Origin of the sequence: Lentzea sp. NPDC051208, assembly GCF_040682435.1 — a bacterium.
GTDB lineage: Bacteria > Actinomycetota > Actinomycetes > Mycobacteriales > Pseudonocardiaceae > Lentzea > Lentzea kristufekii.
This window is the reverse complement of the sequence record NZ_JBFBAW010000002.1, coordinates 94,996-112,639: the sequence shown is the minus strand read 5'-3', so window position 1 is coordinate 112,639 and position 17,644 is coordinate 94,996. Positions and strand designations below refer to the sequence as shown.

Genomic DNA, 17,644 nt, shown 5'->3' with positions numbered 1-17,644 from the left:
CTCAGCAGCGCCTGGTCCACACGACGCCCCGGCTCGACTCCACGATCACGAAGCTGAGCCGGTCGGGGTCCGCGGAACCGAGCGTGACGCGCACCTCGGCATTGATGTTGATGTTCCGCTTCTCGCCGCACGGCACCCATTGGATCTCGGCCGCGTCCGGTCGGTAGCGGGTCTGCCAGTCACCGCTGAACGGCCCGGTGAACGTCTGGGTCACCGTCGCGGTGGGCGAGGTGCCCTGCAGGTAGGTGCTGATCCGGCTCAGCCCGGTCGCGCCGTCCTGCAGGTGCGCATATCCCTCGTAGGTGGTCCGCGCCAGGCCGTAGGTGTAGCCCTGCGGCGCGTTCACCCGCAGGTTGACCTGGCAGTTCTTGCGCTGGTCGAGCGGGGACGAGCCGTTGCCCGCCCGCGCCAGGAACGTGTGGTAGCCGATCGTGAAGGTTCTGTCGTCCGTCTGGACGTCGGCGTCGCCGGCCGGGCAGCCCGAACCGTTGACGGTGACGACCTCGAGGAACGGCGCCGGCTGCTCGGCCGGTGCCAGAGCGGACAGGGCGACGAGTGCTGCCGCTGCCGTGGTGAGCATGGGAAACCTCTCCGAGGAGTCGTGGCGGCGGCTGCCTCAGACGGTAGCGGCGATGCGCCTGACGGTTCCCTGACGATTCACGGCTTGAAGGGCAGCAGTTCCTCCTCGACGCCGGTCCTGACGACGACGCACGTCGACTCCGGCACCTCCTGCCAGGCCCCGACCAGGTCGGCCAGCGGCTCGGACACGATCAGCCGCGAGTCGTCGGTGAGGTCGTGCAGCGCCGGGTTGTCCGGGTACTGGCGGCGCAGCGTCGACACGTCGGTGCTGTGGAACAACGACCGCGACTTGCCCCGGCTCGAGTAGCGGAACGCCCAGGTCGTCGAGCCGTCCGTGACCGCGACCGTCATCTGGACCGGGTACTCCACGCCCGCCCGCCGGCCGACGTCCTCGACGAACTCGACCATGCGCGCCACCCCGGCCGGCGGATCCTGCTCCAGCCCGAAGCTGACGGCCAGGTAGAACATGATCTCCGAGTCCGTCGACCCCTCGATCAGCGGGAACAGCACGGGGTCGATCGCCAGCATCAGCTCGCGCCGCACCAGCGGGAACTTCGCGATCAGCCCGTTGTGCATCCACAACCAGCTGCCGTGCCGGAACGGGTGGCAGTTCGACCGCTGCACAGCCCCGCCCGTGGAGGCCCGCACGTGGGCGAACACCCGGTCGGCGGTGATCTGCGCGGACAGCTCCCGCAGGTTGCGGTCGTTCCACGCCGGCTCGGTGCTGAGGAAGAGACCGGGAGTGCTCGTGCTGCCGTACCAGCCGATGCCGAACCCGTCACCGTTCACGGCCGTCGCGCCCAGCCGGGCGTGCTTCGACTGCATGACGAGCGAGTTCTCAGGCGCGTAGAGCAGTTCCTCCAGCAAGACCGGCGAACCGGAATAGGCGAGCCACCTGCACATGTCGACCTCCTGAACACCCAGCGCTACATGGGAACACGTAGCAGACCGGAATGGGAGGTTTGCGGCGACGCGCCTTCCTCGGGCAGCATGGCTGGGGTGACGGTCCCTCCCGGCTTACGGCCCCCGCCCTACGAAGAGCCGCGCGGGAACTTCGAGACGATCGAGGTGTACGCGCCCGTCGCGCAGGTGCCGGTCCCGGCCGAGCCCGCCCCGGAACCCGAGGAACGCTCCGACCTCGCCGTCATCGGCCCGATCGCCGCGCTCGTGCTCGCTCTGACGATCAGCACCCTGATCCTCGAACACCCGGCCGCCCGCGCCGTCGCCGCCGGTCTCGCCACCATCGGCCTGATCGTGGCCGTCGGGCTCATGCTGATGGGCAGGAAGCCGCAGCCCGGCCGGCACGTGGCCCGGCACGCCGTCGACCCCGAGGCGACCGAGCGGATCGCTCCTCCCGGCTGGGCCGCGACCGACCGGCGCCGCTGACCGGCGCCGATCGGCTCACCGGAACTCACTTCAGGGTCGCGAGACCGGCCTTCGCGTACTTCTCGTCCAGGTCGCCGCTGGGCGCGCCGCCGACGCCGATGCCCGCGACCGACGTGCCGTCGACCGCCACCGGCACGCCGCCACCCAGGAACAACGTGCCGGGGATGTCCCGCAGCGTCGCGCCCTGGCCCGTGACGCGGCCGGCGAGCTCCGAGGTCGGGGCGTTGAACGACACCGAGGTGAACGCCTTGCGGCGTGCCGACTCTTCGGTCTGCGGGCCCGCGCCGTCGCCGGCGAGCAGCACGACGAGGTCGCCGCCGCGGTCCACGACGGCGACCGTGACGCGCTGGTTCTCCTTCTCGGCGGCGTCGAGGGCGGCCTGGGCGGCCCTGATCGCCGCGTCGATGGTCAGCACCTTCTCCGTGCGGGTGGTGGTGCGCTGGTCGGCTGCCGCGTAGCCGCCGCCGATGCTCAGCACGACGAGGGTGGCGACTGCGATCTTCTTGAGGTCCATGGCCACCACGGTGCTCCGGTCCGGGCGGCTTTCCCTGGTGGTGACGGTTGAACCCCGGTTCAACCCATCGGTTGACCCGTGGCGGTGCGCCGCTCGCCTACAGTCGCCGACGTGTGGCTGCACAGGGCGATGCACGCGGGCTTCTACGTGCTGCTGACGGCGTCGGCGGCGCGGTACGTCGCGTACCACGGCGCCGATCTCCTCGTGCTCGGCCTCGCTCTCGCGCTGGGGCTCGTCTACCCCGCGAGCGTGCGGTGGACGCGGGCGCTGCCGCTCGTGCTCGCCGTGTGGCTGGTGCTCGTGTGGCTGGCGCCGAGCTTCGGCTGGTGCGCGATCCCGTTGTTCTTCCAGTGCCTGCGCCAGCTCCGGCCACGCGTGGCGCTGCCGATCGCGGCCGTGCTGACCGCGGCCGTCGTGCTGGCCCAGATCAGGCTGGCGGCGACGTTCGACTGGTCGCTGGTGCTCGGTCCGGCCGGGGTCGCGGTGCTGACGGCGGCGGTGTTCTTCGACCGCGCCCGCCTGCTGCACGAGGCCGGGGTGCTGGAGGAACGCCAGCGCCTCGCGCGCGAGATCCACGACACCCTGGCCCAGGGCTTCTCCAGTATCAACCTGTTGTTGTCGCTCGGGGAGGCGGAGAAGGCCGCCGAGGTCGCGCGGGAGAACCTGGGGGAGGCGCGGCGGTTCGTCCGCGACCTGTCGCCGATCCACGGCACGCTGGTCGACGCGCTGCACCGGCTCTGCCCGCACGTGGAGGTGGACGGCGATCCGTACGCCCTGAGCGTGCAGACGGAGGTGGCGTTGCTGCGGGTCGCCCAGGGCGCGGTCGCGAACGTCGCCGAACACGCGGAGGCCAGCCGGGTGGCGATCACCCTGTCGTACCTGGGAGACGCGGTGACGCTGGACGTGGTGGACGACGGGCGCGGCTTCGACCCGGCGCAGGTGAAGGCGGCGGACGGCCGCGGCTACGGGCTGGCGTCCATCCGCGGGCGCATCACCGAGCTGGGTGGCACGGTGTCCGTGGAGAGCGCGCCGGGAGAGGGGACCGCGGTGGCCGTGACGGTGCCGACGCCATGAGGGTGCTGGTGGTGGACGACCACCCGGTGGTCCGGTTCGGACTCGTCGGCCTGCTGTCGCGCGAATTCGAGGTGATCGAGGCCGCGACCGGTGAGGAGGCGGTGAGCAGGGCGTCCACTGTGGACGTCGTGCTGATGGATCTCCAGCTGGGCAGGGGCATCGACGGCGTGGAGGCCACCCGCAGGATCCGCGCGCTGGAGAACCCGCCGCAGGTCGTGGTGCTGACGACCTACGACTCGGACGCCGACATCGTGCGCGCGGTCGAGGCGGGCGCGATCGGCTACCTGCTCAAGGACTGCGCCCCGGAGGATCTGGCCAAGGCCGTGCGCACGGCCTCGACGGGACAGACCGTGCTCTCACCGGACATCGCGCAACGGCTGCTGCGCCAGGTGCGCGGCCCCGCGCCGAAGCTCAGCAAGCGCGAGGTGCAGATCCTGGAGCACCTCGCCCGCGGCCTGTCGAACCGGGAGATCGCGAAGGAGCTGTTCATCAGCGAGGCCACCGTGAAGACGCACCTGGTGCGGATCTTCGTGAAACTCGGCGTGGAGACCAGGACGGCGGCCGTGACGACCGCCGTCGAACGCAAGCTGATCCGGCTCTAGCCCTCCAGCGATGGCGGCGTCGTCCGCTCGGTGACGAGGTTCTCGTCGAAGTGCGCGTTCATCCGGGTGCGGTGCCTGCCGCCGGGATCCTGTCCTGCTGACGCGTATCGATCTTCGGGCTGCGCGCTAGTCCGAACGGCGGCAGACTCTCCCGCGTGAACTGTCGACGGTGGCCCGTGGTCGCGGCGGCGGGGTTCGTCTTCGCGGCGGTCGTGTACGTCCTCGCCGTGCTGACGAAGGCCGGCCAGACGATCGAGAACGCGGCCCTGCGCGGCGCCGACCAGGACGACGTCTCCGAGTCGGACGCCGCCTGGGCCGCGCTCGGCCAGATCACCGTCTACTCGCTGGCCGCGGCGGTGGTGGCGGTGGCCCTGGTCGGCGTGCTGAGGAAGCGCTGGGACCTCACCGTCGCGGCGGTCGGCGTGATCGTCGCCGGCCAGGTCGTCGTGCAGGCGCTCAAGCGGTTCGTCCTGCCGCGTCCCGCTCTGGTCGAGGTCACCGGCGACTACGCGCACAACAGCCTCCCCAGTGGACACACGACGATCGCGATGACCGTGCTGTTCGCGGCGATCATCGTGGTGCCGTGGAAGTGGCGTGGCGTCATGCTGTTCTTCGTGCTGCCGTGGGCCACCGCGATCGGCCAGTACACGCTGACCGCGAAGTGGCATCGCCTCAGCGACACCCTCGCCGCCGACGGCATCGCGCTCGCCCTCGGGGCCCTCGCCGCGTGGTGGTTGCAGCGCAAGGGGTCCCTGCGGCCCTACACCGGACCGCGCCGCGTCGGGCGGGTGGTCCTGGTGGTGTTCTGGTCGGCCGTCGCGGCCGTGACACTCGCCCTGGGCGGGATCCTGTGGGGATTCTCGCTGGCCGGCGAGGGCCTGAACGCCGACGAGTGGGTGATCTACCTGGGCGCGGGCGCGTTCGCGTCGGCCGGGTCGCTCGTTGCCGCGCTCACGTACCTCGCGTGCTGGCGCCGGATCGAGTGACAACCAGTTGATCTCCCGCGCGTCCTGTCCGGTGGAGAGGTTTCCGGAGAATGGGGACAGGACGTTGAGTTTCAACCGACGTGCCGTGCTGACATTGGGCGCCGGAGCGGCGCTGGCCGTGGCCGTGCCCGCCGCGGCGCAGGCCTCGACGGTCACCGGCAGGCTGCGTGAACTGGAGAAGCAGCACAACGCGCGCCTCGGGGTGTTCGCCGCGGACACCGGCACCGGTCGCACGGTGCTGCATCGCGCGGACGAGCTCTTCCCGATGTGCTCGACCTTCAAGACCATCGCGGCGGCGGCGGTCCTGCGCAAGGACCGCGACGGGACGCTGCTCGGCAAGGTGATCACCTACACGCAGTCAGATGTGGACAAGTCGGGGTACGGGCCGATCACCGGCAAGCCCGAGAACCTCGCGAACGGGATGACCGTCTCGGCACTGTGCGAGGCGACCATCACCTACAGCGACAACTGCGCGGCGAACCTGCTGCTCAAGGAACTCGGCGGCCCCACGGCGATCAGTCGCTTCAGCCGGTCGATCGGCGACCCGGTCACGCGCCTCGACCGCTGGGAACCGGAGCTGAACTCGGCGGAACCCGGCCGCGTCACCGACACGACGTCACCGCGCGCCATCGGCCAGAGCTACGCGCGCCTCACGCTGGGCCACGCCCTCAACTCGAACGACTCCGACCAGCTCACGAAGTGGTTGCTGGCCAACACGACCGGCGGCAACCGCATCCGCGCCGGACTGCCGTCGGCGTGGCGCTGGGGCGACAAGACCGGCACCGGCAGCTACGGCACGACCAACGACGTCGGCATCGCGTTCCCGGCCGGCCGCGCGCCGATCGTGATCGCCGTCCTGTCGACCAGGAAGGACGAGCCGACCGGCGCCGCCGACGAACCGCTGCTCGCCAAGACGGCGGAGCTCGTGGCGGCGACGTTCAGCTGACCTGCGCGTAGAGCTTGTTGAACGGCCTGGAGCAGGTGTTCCAGGCCGTTCTGATTTCGTCGAACGACGAGGGCTGATCGTCGAATCGCTGGTCGAACGCGCGGTCACCCGCTACGGTCGCAATGCGAATCTCGTTCACGTTCCCAAAGGCGGCGGCGATGCGGCGAGCGGTACTCCTGGTGGTCCTGTTCCTCCTCACCCTGGTGGTCACACCCGTGCGGGCGGAGTCGTTCGACGGCTCCGAGCTCCGGGTGTCCGGCGGGGTCTTCCGCGACGAACACGGTCGCGAGGTGGTGTTGCGCGGCTTCAACGTCTCCGGCACGGCGAAACTCGCGGAGTACCGCGGGCTTCCGTTCGCGAACACGGCGGACGCCCGGAAGTCAGCGCAGGCCATGAAGCAGCTGACCGGCGCGAACGCCGTGCGGTTCCTGCTGACCTGGGCGTGGATCGAACCCCAGCGCGGCCAGATCGACCACGCCTACCTCGACGGCGTGACGGCGCAGCTCCGCGCCTTCACCGGCCTCGGCATCCGCGTCTACCTCGACTTCCACCAGGACCTGTACTCGCGCCACCTGTTCAACAAGGACAGCTGGTACACCGGTGACGGCGCACCGGCGTGGGCGGCGAGCGGGTACCCCAAGGAGTCCTGCGGACTCTGCTTCCACTGGGGCCAGAACATGAAGAACAACAACGCCGTCACCGCGGCCACCTACGACTTCTGGCACAACCGCAACGGGGTGCGGGACTCGTTCGTCAACGCGGCCGGCGAGGCCCTCAAGCACGTCAAGCAAGCGTTGCCCGCCAACGAGTTCAAGCTCGTCGTCGGTGTCGACCCGTTGAACGAGCCGTACGCCGGCAAGTACGACGCCGGCCAGACCTCGCAGACGTGGGAGCGCGACCTCCTGATGCCGTTCTACCACCGGTTCCGCGCCGAGATGGACGAGGCGGGCTGGACGGCCAAGCCCGCGTTCGTGGAACCGCTGGTGTTCTGGAACCAGAACGTGGACTTCTTCGCCGAACCCGGCGGCCTCGCGCTCGTGCCGACGCTGGGCGAGAGGTTCGTGTTCAACGCGCACTTCTACGACGGCAAGGCGCAATCCGGAGTCCTGATGCCGGGCAAGGCGGCGGACGGCGAGTACACCCAGGCGTTCGGCACGATCCGCGACCGCGCCAGGGCGCTCGGCACCACCGCGATCGTCTCCGAGTTCGGCCACCCCGTCTCGGGCTTCACCTCCGACAAGACGCCGTCCGTGCTCAAGGCGATCTACCAGGGCCTCGACTCGACGGCGCCGGGCGCGCGCTGGTGGTCGGCGCCGCGCGGCAGCGTGATCTCGGGCAGCCAGTGGCACTGGGACACCAACTACGGCCGTCACCGCGAGCTGATGAACGACAACCCCGACAAGGTCAAGACCGACGGCGACGCCATGAACGACGAGCACTTCTCGGCGGTCAAGCTCGACGCGGCGGGCAACGCGGTGCTGAACGTCGACCGGGCCGTCGTCGACCGCGTCTACCCGCAGGCCGTCGCGGGCACCACGCTCGCCTTCGCCTACGAGGACCGCGCCTACCAGACCTGGCAGCAGATCCCGCTGCCCGCCGTCCGCACGCTCGTCGGCTCCGCGCCGTTCGCCGTGCTCGTCTGGGACTCGAACGGAGGCTCCGCGCCGACCGAACTCCACCTGCCCGAGTCGCTGCGCTCGCCGTTGGTGGTCAGCTCGGCGTCGTCGTCCGTCGAGGGCGGCAAGCTGCTGCTCCGAAGCGGCCCGGGAAGGCAGTTCGCGCTGGTCACGGCCCCGTCGGCAGGCAACGTCGCGGCGGCGGAGGCCGAGATTCGACAGTGGTACGTAAGCTGGTGAAGTGCGAACTAGGCCCACCCTGAGCTGGTCGAACCCGGGCCCGGCGCTGCCGCGCACCACCACCCTCACCGACGTCGTGCCGATCGTCGCGGAGGGTGGGGTGCTGGTGCTCAGCGGCGCGGGCCTCTCCACCGAGTCCGGCATCCCCGACTACCGCGGCGAGGGCGGGTCCCTGCGCAAGCACACCCCGATGACCTACGAGGAGTTCACCACCAGCCAGGCGGGCCGGCAGCGCTACTGGGCCCGCAGCCACGTCGGCTGGCGCACCATCGCCCGCGCGCAGCCGAACGCGGGCCACCACGCCGTCACCCGCCTGAGGCCGAAGCTCGCCGGTGTGATCACCCAGAACGTCGACGGCCTGCACCAGGCCGCGGGCTCGCCGGACGTCGTGGAACTGCACGGCGGCCTCGACCGCGTCATCTGCCTGGACTGCAGGCGGCTCTCCCCGCGCATCGACCTCGACCACCGCCTGCGGGAGGCGAACCCGGACTTCCACGCGACGACGGACGAGATCAACCCGGACGGCGACGTCTTCCTGCCCGAGGAGACCGTGAAGGACTTCGTGGTCGTCCCGTGCGGGGAGTGCGGCGGCGTCCTCAAGCCGGACGTCGTGTTCTTCGGCGAGAACGTGCCGCGCCCCCGCGTCGAACAGTGCTACTCGCTCGTCGACAGCGCACGGTCCCTGCTCGTCCTCGGCTCCTCGCTGACCGTCATGTCCGGGCTGAGGTTCGTGCGGCGGGCCGCCACCGCCGGAATCCCTGTTGTGATCATCAACCGGGGTGAGACGCGGGGTGATCCGCACGCGTCGCTGAGGGTCGACCTGCCGCTCGGCAGATCGCTCACGGAGCTGGCTGAAGTCGTTGTAGGGTAAGGAATGGTGACCTTTCCGGTCGACGACGTCACGCCGGTGACCGAGGCGCTGCCCACCCGCCCGATCGCCGGCCTGTTCCCGGACGCGCTCGTCGTCGCCGGCGACCAGGCCGTGCTCGAACCGGACGGCGTGCACCCGCTGCTGAGCGCGGTGGCGAAGGCGTTCGCGCAGCACCGGCCGCTCGTCCTCACCCCGGACGCGGTGTGGCTGACGATCGCACGCGGAATCGCCCAGCACATCAAGCTGCACGCGGAGGAACTGCGGCCGCTGCTGGTCGGCCACGAGGGCAAGAAGCGCCTGACGGTGCTGATCGACGGCCCGATGCCGGTGGACGCCGAGTCGTGGGCGCACGTCGTGGAACTGTTCGGCAAGCAGATCGGCGACACGACGTTCGAATGCGACTTCAGCACCAGCACGGAGATCGAACGAGTGGCGGGCCGCGTCGCCATGCTGGACGCGTACTCGCCGTACTACGCCTACTGGATGGTGTGCGTCTGCGGAATCCCGTCGATCACGCTCACCGGCACGGCCGACGACTGGCGCAAGATCCGCGCCCGCGTCGACGATCTGAGCGTCCTCGGACTCGGCCAGTGGGCGCGGTCACTCGCACCGATCATGGACGAGTTCGTGCGGGCCGCGTCGGGCGATGCGCGCACGGAGTTCTGGAAGCGCATCTACAACCCGGCCGACGCCTACGGCGGTGAGGTGGTCACCGGGTGGATCTCGCGGTTCTACCCGTACCTGGCGCTGGAAGGCACGAACGGTGCGCCGAACCCCATGCTGGGCCTGCGTCTCAGCGAGCCGCGCGGCGAACGAGGTCCGGGCATCAGGACGGACACCGTGCCCGCCACCCTGTGCCGCGCGACGATCAACGTCAGCGACCTCGGCACCAATCGCGTCGTGGCACTCGACGCGGGCCTGATCGGCGTCGTGCAGGATCCGGACGGCGCGCTGAGGCCGGTCGCGGGCTGGGCGCTGGTCGACGCGCCCCCGGACATCGAGACGGTCACCGACCGGCTGATCGCGGAGCACGAGACGACGCCACCCACCGAGCACCCGTACGGCCCGTCCGGTGCCGGGGAAGTGATCGCCCTGTACCAGCGCGTCGGAACCGCTTCGCTGTTCGGCGGCTCCTGGCGGCTGCTCCCGCACGACGCCACGACGTTCCTGGACTCCGGGCCGCACACGGTCTACGGCCGGTTCGCACTCGCGGACGGGCGGTACGTCGGCGAGGTCCAGGTGTGGAACGACGCCGAACCGCACTGGGCGGTGCTGCGCGCCGGTGACGACCCGGCGGAGGTGCCGTTGCTCGGCACCTCGCTCGCTCACCTGCTGGACGCCGCCATGGACGCGGACGGCGACATCGCGCATCTCGAAACCGGGAAACTCGCCGATCTAGAACTGCTGTGACCGGAACTGGTCCAGCACGCGCCGTTCCCGTTTCGTCGGACGCCCCGCACCCCGCTCGCGCCGCGCGATCGGGGCCTCCACCGGCGGCGGGGGAGTGCGGTCGATGAAGCAGGTGGCCGCGTCCGCCGCGCCCACCCGTTTCTGGATCACCCGCACCACCTCGACGATGCGGGTCTTGTCGCCCACCCGTGCCCTGACCTGGTCGCCGGGCACCACCGTCGCCGAGGCCTTCGCGGGCTTGTCGTTGATGCGCACGTGGCCGCCCTTGCACGCCTGGGAGGCGTCCGGGCGGGTCTTCGTCAGCCTGACCGCCCACAGCCAGCGGTCGATGCGCGTGGACTCCACCCCGCCATCATGGCACTCTCGGAGATCATGAGGCTCCTGGCGGTCGCACTGACCCTCGCCGCGTCGCTCACCCCCGTCGGCCCGCTCGGTGAGCTCACGGGCCTCGCCGTGCAGCGCGTCCAGGTCGCGGACCTGGTGGCGGCGGCCAAGTTCGGGACGGCACAACCGATCGCCGACCCCGCGCGCGAGCAGCAGGTGCTCGACGGCGTGCGGGCCAAGGCGGTGGAGCTGCGGCTCGACCCGGAGAACGCGGCACGGTTCTTCCGCGCCCAGATCGAGGCGAACAAGCTCGTGCAGCGCGGCCTCTACGCGCGCTGGACCGAGCATCCGGAGGAGGTTCCGCAGCACAGGCCCGATCTCGCCACCGAGGTCCGGCCGATCCTCGACCGGCTGACGTCCGGCATCCTGGCCGAGCTCAAGGACACCGAACGGCTCCGCCGCCCGTCGCTGCGGTGCGAGGTCCACGCGACCATCGCGGAACGGTCGGCGGTGGTGCTGCACCGCCTCGACCGGTTGCACGAAGACGCGCTGGCCGAGGCGATGCGGACGGTCTGCGCCTAAGCCTCCACAGTGGACTGCAGGCCGAGCATCCGCGCGAGGCCCGAGAGTTCGAGCACGCGCGTCACCTGCTCGGACGCGGCAGCGAGCTTGAGCCCGCCCGCCGCGGCCGAGGCACGCGCATGTCCGCGCACGAGAGCACTCACCCCGCTGGAGTCGCAGAACGTGACGGCCGTCAGGTCCAGCACGACGTAGCGGTGACCGTTGTCGAGCAGACGGTCCAGCCGTGCGAGCAGCCGTTCCGAGCCGGAGCCGGCGAGTTCGCCGGAGACTGTGACGAGGGTGGAGGCAGGCGACGACTCCGTCACCGTGACTTCGAGCATTTCGCAGCTGTACCCAGTGGTGACCGCCGCGAAACTGGTTTCGTGCGAGTTCTTCTGACGTCCTTGCCCATCCACTCCCACCTGATGCCGACGATGGTGCCGCTCGCGCGGGCGTTCCGGCGGCGGGGTCACGAGGCCGTGATCGCGACAGGGCCCGCGATGGCGCACCTGGAGCACACCGTCGTGATGCGGGACGTCCCGGCGCCGTCCGACCTCGGGCCGCCGCCACCGTGGACACCGGAACGCGACGGCGTGCTGAAGGTGCCGCTCTGGTCCGACCGGCTCGTGGTCGCGTCCGCCGCCAACGTCCTCGACTTCGCGCGCACCTGGCGTCCCGACGTCATCGTGCGCGAGACCAGCGAGTACGGCGGCCAGATCGCCGCCGAGGTGCTCGGCATCCCGCACGCGCTGGTCGACATCGCCCCGTTCGCGCCGCTGGAGATCCCGCTGCTCGACGAACTGGTGGACAAGGTCCGCGCCAGGTTCGGGGTCTGCGCGACCGAACCGGCACTCGTCGCCGGCCTGACCCCGCCGTCGTGGCACCCGGCCCAGCACCACTTCCGCGTGCCGGTCGAGCAGGGCGGTGCGGAAGGACCGGAGATCGTCGCGTCCTTCGGCACCAACGCCCGGTGGCTGATGCGAGGGTCCACGCTGCCGCACGTCGTGGTGGAGGCGCTGGGCGAGGTCGCCGCACCCTCCGTCGTCGCGATCGGCCACGGCGACTGGACCGGCCCGCGCCCGTCGAACGTCCGCCTCGAACCGGAGATCCCGCAGCAGCGGCTCCTCGGCACCGCGAAGGTGTTCGTGACGCACGCGGGCTACAGCGGCGTGCGGGAGGCGCTGACCGCCGGTGTCCCGATGGTCGCGGTGCCGTTGTTCGCCGACCAGCCGCGCAACGCGGACCGCGTTCAGGAACTCGGCGCGGGCGTGCGGGTGGAGGTGAAAGGACTGACCGCCGCCGTTCTGGCCGAACGGATCCGGCACGTGCTGAACACGAGAAAATATCACGACGCCGCTGAGAACCTCGCCGCACAAACAATCGATCTTGAGGCTTTCACGAATATTCCGGACCACCTCGTATCCGCAGTGTGACGACATTTTGGGTGTGACCAAAAGCTTCGACGGAAATTTAGTCCGTCTGGAGACTGGCGGTGGGGCAGGTGCTTGTTGGGGAGAACAGGTCGCCTGTATGAGGGGAAACAGGGGGAAATATGAAGAGGCACGTGCGCGACAGTTTCTTCGTCGTGGGCGAAGGCGTACTGGAATTCGACGGCAGAGGCGAGGCCACCACGCGTCAGCCCTCCACGGCGGAGGAGCTGCGCAGGTTCCGGTTCTCGCGACTGGGGCCGAAAGGGCCGCGAACGGACGAGGAGACGCGCGTTGCCCTCGCCACCGCGATCACCGCGAACGTCCCGCAGCCCGACTCGGCGGATCCGGCCGTCCCGGCCGGGTTCACCTACCTCGGTCAGTTCGTCGACCACGACCTGACCATGGACCGCACCGAGTCGCAGCTCGGGCAGGACGTCAACATCGACGAGCTGACGCAGGGCCGTTCGCCGGCGCTGGACCTCGACTCGGTCTACGGCCGCGGCCCGCGCGACAAGGACGACCAGGCCTTCTACGCCCAGGACGGCGTGAAACTCAAGGTCGGCACCACGACGCCGGTGCCGTTCCCGGACGAGGGCACCAACGTCCCGTTCGAGGGCTTCGACCTGCCGCGCCGCGGTGGGACGGCCGGCACGGCGGCGGATCGGCGGCTGCCGCTGATCCCGGACGCCCGCAACGACGAGAACCTCGTGGTGGCGCAGACGCACCTCGCGTTCATCCGCTTCCACAACCGGGTGGTCGACGAGCTCGCGCTCACCGGCCTCACGGGGGAGCGGCTGTTCCGCGCCGCCAAGGAGCTCGTGGTGCGGCACTACCAGTGGATGCTGAAGACCGACCACCTGCCGCGGATCATCGACCCGGCGATCGTGGACGACGTCTTCACCAACGGCCGCAGGTTCTTCGAGGTGCCCGGCCGGTGCCGGGACCACTCGCCGACCATGCCGATCGAGTTCTCGGTGGCCTCCTACCGCTTCGGGCACAGCCAGGTCCGTGGCGTCTACGAGTGGAACCGCGTGTTCCGCACCCGCGGCCCGGTGCGGGCGCCGGCGTCGTTGTTCCAGCTCTTCACCTTCACCGGCGTGAGCGGCAACTTCGACCCGGCCTCCGCACTTCCCGCCGACCTGGACGACGTGGCCAGGGGCGACATCTTCACGCTGCCCAGCAACTGGATCGCGGACTTCCGCAGGCTCTACGACTTCACCGAGGCCGGGCGCGACGACCTGGCCGCGCCGGCGGAGTTCGACGGCGGCAACGTCACCAAGCGGATCGACACGCTGCTGGTCGACCCGCTGACGCAGCTGCCGGCCGGCACGTTCGGCGGGCGCGGCACGCAGTTCCGCGAGATCGAGCGCAACCTGGCGTTCCGCAACCTCACCAGGGCCTCGATGATGGAACTCGCCACCGGTCAGCAGATCGCCGAGCTGTTCGAGGTCGAGCCGCTCACCGCCGAGGAGATCCTCGTCGGCAACGGCGGCGCGGTCCTCGAAGGCCTGTCCGAGGAGCAGAGGGCGCAGCTGGTCGCCGCCACCCCGTTGTGGTTCTACGTCCTGCGCGAGGCCGAGGTCGGCAACGGGCTGATGGGCCCGGTCGGCGGCCGGATCACCGCGGAGGTCTTCCACCGCGCGATGGAGGGCAGCCGGATCTCGATCGTGCGCTCGCCGTACTGGCGGCCCACGCTCGGCCCGGACTCCAGCACGTTCCGCATGGTCGACCTGCTGCTGTTCGCGTTCGAGGGCAAGGCGGACCTGCTGAACCCGCTGGGGGATCCCGTCAGCTGATCTTCCTCGCGTGTCCTGTCTGACCGGGTGGTGGCAGTCAGACAGGAGGGGGAGATCGATGTCGCGTCCAGGAACCACACGCAGCGAAAGCACTGGGGAACGCCTGGCTCGTTTTGCGCGAGAGTCCGGAATTCCGCTGCTGCGCATCGGCCTGGGGGTCGTGTACCTCTGGTTCGGCGTGCTGAAGCTCTTTCCCGGCGGCAGCCCCGCCGAGGATCTCGTCGAACGCACGGTCTCCGTGCTGACGTTCGGGATCATTCACGGGGATGTGGCGAGAGTGAGTGCCGCGATCACCGAGATCGGGATCGCATTGGTTCTGCTGAGCTTCCGCGCACCGCGGTTGTGCGCGGTCCTGCTGATCGGTCACGCCGTGCTGGTGTCGACACCACTGGTGTTGTTCCCCGGCGAGATGTGGTCCGGTCCTCTGCAGGCGTCGTTCGAAGCTCAGTACATCCTGAAGAACCTGGTGACCGTCGCCGCCGCGGTGGTCATCGCCTCATCGCACCCGAGGGTGCGGTGAACGGGAGCCGTTCGATCCTCGGGGTCGGGCGGCTCCCGCCGTTATAGGTTCCCCTTATGGGGGATTCACTGGCGCCTTTGGCGCATCCTGCTTTCCGATGGCTCCTCGCAGGTCGTTTCACGACCATCGCCGGCAACTCGCTGGCGCCGATCGCGCTGGCTTTCGCCGTTCTCGACCTCACCTCGTCGATCACGTCGCTGGGCCTCGTCGTCGCCGCGCGGTCGCTCACGAACGTGGTGTTCCTGCTGTGGGGCGGTGTCGTCGCGGACCGGCTGCCGCGCCAACTGGTGCTCTCCGGGTCGTGCGCGGTCAGCTTCGCCAGCCAGGCGGTGATCGCGGGTCTCGTGCTGACCGGGACGGCGTCGGTGCCGTGGCTCGTGGTGCTGTCGGCGGTCAACGGGATGTCGAGCGCGTTCTCGCTCCCCGCCTCCGCCGCGCTGGTGCCGCAGACGGTGCCGGTCGAGCAGCGCCTGCAGGCGAACGCGCTGCTGCGCCTCGGGCTGAACTTCGCGCGCATCGGCGGTGCGGCGATGGGTGGCCTGCTGATCGCGTTCACCGGTCCGGGCTGGGGCCTCGCCGTGGACGCGCTGTCGTTCGCGCTGGCCGGCGTGTTCTTCGCGTTCGTGCGCGTGCCCGCCGCCCACGTCCCGGCAGAGCACAAACCGTCGGTGCTGGCCGAGCTGAAGGTCGGCTGGACGGAGTTCGCGGCACGGCAATGGGTCTGGGTCGTGGTCCTGGCCTTCACGTTCCTCAACGCGGCTCTCGCCGGTGGCGTGATGGTGCTAGGGCCGGTGCTCGCGGACACGACGTTCGGCCGCGAGATGTGGGGCCTGATCCTCGCCGCGCAGACCGCGGGCATGGTCGTCGGCGCGTTCGTCGTGATGCGGGTGAAGGTGCGCCGGCAACTGCTGCTCGGGGTGGCGTGCACGGCGGGCTTCGTGCTGCTGCCGCTGGTGATGGTCCTGCACCCGGCGCCGTGGCTGCTCCTCGTCGCCTCGTTCCTGTCCGGACTGGGCCTGGAGCAGTTCGGGGTGGCGTGGGAGACGGCGCTGCAGCACCACGTGCCGCCGGACCGGCTCGCGCGGGTCTACTCCTACGACATGCTCGGGTCGTTCGTGGCGATCCCGCTGGCCCAGGTCGCCATCGGGCCGGTGTCGCACGCGTTCGGGACCTCGGCGGCCCTGCTCGGCTGCGCCGCGATCTGCCTGCTCGCGACCGCGGGGATGCTCGCGTCCCGGTCCGTGCGGTCGGTGGAGAACGTCCCCGAGCCGGTTCGATGATCCGTGCAACGTGACAGGGATCCGAGGCGTCTATGTGGACGGAAGCGGCGGGCTGATCATCAGCCTTCGATGCAGTCGACCGCGCTGAATCCACTTCGACTGGGGAAGTGAATGAAAATCAAGCGTTTCGCCGTGCTGGGCACGGTTCTCGCGCTGTCCGGTGCGACCCTCGCGCCGGCGGCGTCGGCCGAGGAGTACGACCGCCCGCTGGCCGAGCGGCTGCGTGAGGCGATCGTCGCGCAGAACTTCAAGGACGTCATCGACCTGACCCCGCCGGAGTTCGGCGCACGGTCGGCGGGCAAGCGGGAGAAGTACGACGCCTCGCCCGCGGAGCTGATGAACAAGGCCCAGGCGCGGATGGCGGCGGTGGGCAAGCCGTTGCACCAGACGCCGAACATGGACGCGGCGATCATCGAGCTCGACCCGCTCGGCCGCCCCAAGTCGGTGGCGAACGTGCTGCTCAGCCCGCAGTACCCGAACGGCGTGGTCGTGCCGGTCTCGCACCAGGGCCTGTCCACCGACCAGGTGCGCTACCGCTGGTGGGACGACACCGAGTGGGACGTCAACGGCGGCAAGGGCACCGTCGACGTGCTGCCCGGCCGGGAGAACGCGGCGATCGACTTCTCCTCGCCGTACCCGGCGTCGGTGCTGAAGCTGATGGTGGGCTTCGGCGTGCTGCGCCTGGCCGACCAGGGCAGGATCGACCTCGACGCCGACTACACCTACGCCCCTGACCCGGTGCGCCCGGCGTGCGGCGGGCCGTCGGTGAAGAAGATCCGGCAGCACTTCGACGAGATGATCACGAAGTCGCAGAACGAGTCCACCTGCTCGCTGATCAAGCTGATCCACGACCACAACGCCTGGGACGAGGTCAACCAGACGTTCGCCGGCCTCGGCATGCCGACCCTGATGGTCACCGGCACCCTTCCCGGCAACGGCGGCCGGTGGATCGGCTCCAACATGAGCGGCCTCGACACCGCGAAGCTCCTGCTGCTGGTCAACGGCGGCGCGGGCGTGCTGTGGAAGACCGACAAGGGCAAGCCCGTCACCCGCAACGAACTCTCGTACTCGTCGCGGAAGTTCTTCCAGGAGACGCTGGCGGGCCAGGGCCACAACGAGATGCTGTCCACGCCGAACTGGTGCGGGCGCGACTACCCGGTGCAGGGCATCCCGCAGCAGGTGCCGTCGCGCTGGATCAAGCCGGACGGCACCGTGACCGTCGGCGACGCGGTCTACGATCGTGACGTGCGTCCGTGCAACGACGCAGCCGAGGTGACGTTCGCGCACAAGACGGGCTGGGTCGACACGACCGGTTCCGACGCGGGCATCGTGAAGTCGCTGCGCGGCAAGGACAACCGCAACTACATCGTGGTCGTGTTCTGCAATCTGGGCACCGACTACGTGGACGCCGACCGCCCGGCCGACCCGCCCGGCGTGTACCCCGTGCTGTACACGCAGAAGTACGCGCAGCTCGGCAAGGCGATCGACACCATCATGAAGAACCTGTAG

The 17,644-nt window shown here is 70.1% G+C and carries 20 protein-coding genes; 14 read left to right on the top strand and 6 right to left on the bottom strand.

The features are described from left to right. Position 1: 1 nt before the first annotated feature. Positions 2–580 (bottom strand): DUF4360 domain-containing protein, encoded by a 579-nt coding sequence (locus tag AB0M48_RS04910; RefSeq protein WP_363836024.1) that lies wholly within the window; start codon positions 578–580, stop codon positions 2–4. Between the two features lie 77 nt (positions 581–657). Beyond that, positions 658–1,482: a class II glutamine amidotransferase gene (locus AB0M48_RS04905; RefSeq protein ID WP_363836023.1), complete on the bottom strand. Its 825-nt coding sequence runs from the start codon at positions 1,480–1,482 to the stop codon at positions 658–660. 96 nt (positions 1,483–1,578) lie between these two features. Here AB0M48_RS04905 and AB0M48_RS04900 point away from each other — a divergent pair, with 96 nt between their 5' ends. Beyond that, on the top strand, positions 1,579–1,965 hold the full coding sequence (locus AB0M48_RS04900; RefSeq protein ID WP_363836022.1) for a hypothetical protein: 387 nt from the start codon (positions 1,579–1,581) through the stop codon (positions 1,963–1,965). Between the two features lie 25 nt (positions 1,966–1,990). On the opposite strand, the gene AB0M48_RS04895 is transcribed toward AB0M48_RS04900, so the two are convergent. After that, positions 1,991–2,479, bottom strand: coding sequence for a heme-binding protein (locus AB0M48_RS04895; RefSeq protein WP_363836021.1), 489 nt, complete (start codon positions 2,477–2,479; stop codon positions 1,991–1,993). 111 nt (positions 2,480–2,590) lie between these two features. Between AB0M48_RS04895 and AB0M48_RS04890 the strand changes: the two genes are divergently transcribed. The 4 genes from AB0M48_RS04890 (at position 2,591) to bla (ending at position 6,087) form a co-directional block, all read left to right on the top strand. Continuing rightward, positions 2,591–3,553 carry a sensor histidine kinase gene (locus AB0M48_RS04890; RefSeq protein WP_363836020.1) on the top strand — a complete coding sequence of 321 codons (963 nt, stop codon included), beginning with the start codon at positions 2,591–2,593 and terminating at the stop codon, positions 3,551–3,553. Further along, positions 3,550–4,155 carry a response regulator transcription factor gene (locus AB0M48_RS04885; protein WP_363836019.1) on the top strand — a complete coding sequence of 202 codons (606 nt, stop codon included), beginning with the start codon at positions 3,550–3,552 and terminating at the stop codon, positions 4,153–4,155. The genes AB0M48_RS04890 and AB0M48_RS04885 overlap by 4 nt, the downstream gene beginning before the upstream one ends. Positions 4,156–4,310: 155 nt before the next feature. After that, positions 4,311–5,141, top strand: coding sequence for a phosphatase PAP2 family protein (locus AB0M48_RS04880; RefSeq protein ID WP_363836018.1), 831 nt, complete (start codon positions 4,311–4,313; stop codon positions 5,139–5,141). A 64-nt stretch (positions 5,142–5,205) separates the two neighbouring features. Then, entirely contained in the window at positions 5,206–6,087 is an 882-nt protein-coding gene (gene bla, locus AB0M48_RS04875; RefSeq protein WP_363836017.1) for a class A beta-lactamase, read from the top strand. Here the strand turns inward: bla and AB0M48_RS04870 are convergent. After that, a complete protein-coding gene (locus tag AB0M48_RS04870; RefSeq protein ID WP_363836016.1) occupies positions 6,080–6,226 on the bottom strand; it encodes a hypothetical protein in 147 nt (48 codons plus the stop codon). The genes bla and AB0M48_RS04870 overlap by 8 nt on opposite strands. A gap of 19 nt (positions 6,227–6,245) precedes the next feature. Here AB0M48_RS04870 and AB0M48_RS04865 point away from each other — a divergent pair, with 19 nt between their 5' ends. Genes AB0M48_RS04865 through AB0M48_RS04855 form a run of 3 tightly spaced genes read left to right on the top strand, consistent with a single transcriptional unit; the run spans position 6,246 to position 10,224 of the window. Beyond that, on the top strand, positions 6,246–7,943 hold the full coding sequence (locus AB0M48_RS04865) for a cellulase family glycosylhydrolase (protein ID WP_363836015.1): 1,698 nt from the start codon (positions 6,246–6,248) through the stop codon (positions 7,941–7,943). A 1-nt stretch (position 7,944) separates the two neighbouring features. Next, positions 7,945–8,814 (top strand): NAD-dependent protein deacetylase, encoded by an 870-nt coding sequence (locus AB0M48_RS04860; protein ID WP_363836014.1) that lies wholly within the window; start codon positions 7,945–7,947, stop codon positions 8,812–8,814. Between the two features lie 6 nt (positions 8,815–8,820). Further along, positions 8,821–10,224, top strand: coding sequence for a DUF4419 domain-containing protein (locus AB0M48_RS04855; RefSeq protein ID WP_363836012.1), 1,404 nt, complete (start codon positions 8,821–8,823; stop codon positions 10,222–10,224). Here the strand turns inward: AB0M48_RS04855 and AB0M48_RS04850 are convergent. Continuing rightward, complete coding sequence (locus AB0M48_RS04850; RefSeq protein WP_363836011.1) at positions 10,210–10,569, bottom strand: RNA-binding S4 domain-containing protein; 360 nt, start codon at positions 10,567–10,569, stop codon at positions 10,210–10,212. The two genes, AB0M48_RS04855 and AB0M48_RS04850, sit on opposite strands and share 15 nt — an antisense overlap. Positions 10,570–10,578: 9 nt before the next feature. Between AB0M48_RS04850 and AB0M48_RS04845 the strand changes: the two genes are divergently transcribed. Further along, the gene (locus tag AB0M48_RS04845) at positions 10,579–11,130 is read left to right on the top strand and encodes a chorismate mutase (RefSeq protein WP_363836010.1); all 552 of its coding nucleotides are present in this window, start codon (positions 10,579–10,581) and stop codon (positions 11,128–11,130) included. Here AB0M48_RS04845 and AB0M48_RS04840 read toward each other — a convergent pair. Continuing rightward, the gene (locus AB0M48_RS04840; RefSeq protein WP_363836009.1) at positions 11,127–11,450 is read right to left on the bottom strand and encodes an STAS domain-containing protein; all 324 of its coding nucleotides are present in this window, start codon (positions 11,448–11,450) and stop codon (positions 11,127–11,129) included. The genes AB0M48_RS04845 and AB0M48_RS04840 overlap by 4 nt on opposite strands. Before the next feature lie 42 nt (positions 11,451–11,492). Between AB0M48_RS04840 and AB0M48_RS04835 the strand changes: the two genes are divergently transcribed. The 5 genes from AB0M48_RS04835 to AB0M48_RS04815 all read left to right on the top strand — a co-directional run bounded on the left by AB0M48_RS04835 (position 11,493) and on the right by AB0M48_RS04815 (position 17,644). Next, positions 11,493–12,542: a glycosyltransferase gene (locus AB0M48_RS04835; RefSeq protein WP_363836008.1), complete on the top strand. Its 1,050-nt coding sequence runs from the start codon at positions 11,493–11,495 to the stop codon at positions 12,540–12,542. Positions 12,543–12,673: 131 nt separating this feature from the next. Next, complete coding sequence (locus tag AB0M48_RS04830; RefSeq protein ID WP_363836007.1) at positions 12,674–14,335, top strand: heme peroxidase family protein; 1,662 nt, start codon at positions 12,674–12,676, stop codon at positions 14,333–14,335. A gap of 160 nt (positions 14,336–14,495) precedes the next feature. Further along, positions 14,496–14,855: a hypothetical protein gene (locus AB0M48_RS04825; RefSeq protein ID WP_363836006.1), complete on the top strand. Its 360-nt coding sequence runs from the start codon at positions 14,496–14,498 to the stop codon at positions 14,853–14,855. A gap of 77 nt (positions 14,856–14,932) precedes the next feature. After that, positions 14,933–16,135, top strand: a complete 1,203-nt coding sequence (locus tag AB0M48_RS04820; protein WP_363836005.1) for an MFS transporter — start codon at positions 14,933–14,935, stop codon at positions 16,133–16,135. A gap of 111 nt (positions 16,136–16,246) precedes the next feature. Then, positions 16,247–17,644: a serine hydrolase gene (locus AB0M48_RS04815; RefSeq protein ID WP_363836004.1), complete on the top strand. Its 1,398-nt coding sequence runs from the start codon at positions 16,247–16,249 to the stop codon at positions 17,642–17,644.